General features: G+C 63.4%; 1 protein-coding gene. It reads left to right on the top strand.

Annotation, left to right across the window (positions count from 1 at the left end):
- The coding region (gene groEL, locus ACFFNA_RS37565; RefSeq protein ID WP_378925158.1) for a chaperonin GroEL at positions 1 to 648 on the top strand (648 nt) is incomplete at both ends.

Genomic DNA, 648 nt, shown 5'->3' with positions numbered 1-648 from the left:
GACATCGCCGGCGACGGCACCACGACCGCGACCGTTCTGGCGCAGTCGATCGTCCAGGAAGGCCACAAGGCGGTTGCCGCCGGCATGAACCCGATGGACCTGAAACGCGGCATCGATCTGGCCGTGACCGAAGTCGTCGCGGCGCTCGGCAAGGCTGCCAAGAAGATCAAGACCTCCGAGGAAGTCGCCCAGGTCGGCACGATCTCGGCCAATGGCGACGAGTCGGTCGGCAAGATGATCGCGGAAGCGATGCAGAAGGTCGGCAACGAAGGCGTCATCACAGTTGAGGAAGCCAAGACCGCCGAGACCGAACTCGAAGTCGTCGAAGGCATGCAGTTCGACCGCGGCTACCTCTCGCCCTACTTCGTCACCAACGCCGACAAGATGGTTGCCGAACTCGAGGACGTCTACATCCTCCTGCACGAGAAGAAGCTCTCCAACCTGCAGGCCATGCTGCCGGTTCTCGAAGCCGTCGTGCAGACCTCGAAGCCGTTGCTCATCATCTCGGAAGACGTCGAAGGCGAGGCCCTGGCCACGCTGGTCGTCAACAAGCTGCGTGGCGGCCTGAAGATCGCCGCCGTCAAGGCGCCGGGCTTCGGTGATCGCCGCAAGGCCATGCTGGAAGACATCGCCATCCTCACCGGTGGC

The sequence above is a fragment of the Mesorhizobium kowhaii genome (assembly GCF_042431665.1).
Taxonomy (GTDB): domain Bacteria; phylum Pseudomonadota; class Alphaproteobacteria; order Rhizobiales; family Rhizobiaceae; genus Mesorhizobium; species Mesorhizobium kowhaii.
This window is presented reverse-complemented; position numbering and strand designations above follow the sequence as displayed.